Annotated in this window: 1 protein-coding gene; it reads right to left on the reverse strand. The window is 76.3% G+C overall.

The genetic code is table 11. The features are described 5' to 3' along the window. On the reverse strand, window positions 1–820 hold an 820-nt coding region (locus DD1DGNOD_RS26540; RefSeq protein ID WP_165036437.1), incomplete at both ends, for an HNH endonuclease signature motif containing protein.

Here is an 820-nt window from a genome sequence, read left to right on the forward strand (position 1 = left end):
CGGCGGCCGTGTCCGTGGGCGCGGCCGCGGTTGTGGGTGGGGGATGGTCGAGATCCTCCCAGGGCTCGGGCACGGTGCGGTAGACCCGGCCGGTCGGGCCGGTCCAGGCCGTCACCCCGCCCGTGGCCCGCCGTACCGTCCATCCGCCCTCATGTTTGGCGCGGTGGTGCCGCCGGCAGACCGTGAGCAGGTTCTCTTCCATGGTCGGCCCGCCGTCGGTGTAGGGCCGGACATGGTCCAGGTCGCAGAACCGGGCGGGTTTCCGACAGCCGGGAAACCGACAGGTCCGATCCCGGGCGTGGACCAGCCGGGCCAGCCCCGGGGCGGGGAACCGCCGGCCGACGTCCACGACCCGGCCGTCTACCGGGTCGGTCAGGATCCGCCGCCAGGTCGCCTCCTGGGCCAGCGCGCGGGCGGCGGCGGCGGGGATCGGCCCGTACCCGGCGAGTTCCCCGGGGCTGTCGGTCACCCCGGCCAGGGTGGCGGCGGGGACGAGCACACCGATCTCCACCTGCATGTCGGCACCGTGGTCGCGGCCGAGGAGGACGTCGACGAGGACGTCGGCGCGACGTTCGTCCCTGTCCCGGGGCTCGTCCGGGGTGGCGGCGCGGCGGGCCAACAGGTCGAGGCGCTGGTAGGCGGCCTGCGCGTCCGCTGCCGGTAGCAGCGCCCACAGCTCGGCCATCCCGTCCTCCACCGGCCGGACCCGGACCTGCCGCTCCTGGCGGGCCTGGGTGTGGCGGCGGACAGCGCCGTCGGGGTCGACGGCGAGGACGGCGAGGACGGCGAGGACGGCGAGGACGGCGAGGACGGCGAGGAC

Origin of the sequence: Candidatus Protofrankia californiensis, assembly GCF_900634765.1 — a bacterium.
In the GTDB taxonomy this organism is placed as follows: domain Bacteria; phylum Actinomycetota; class Actinomycetes; order Frankiales; family Frankiaceae; genus Protofrankia; species Protofrankia californiensis.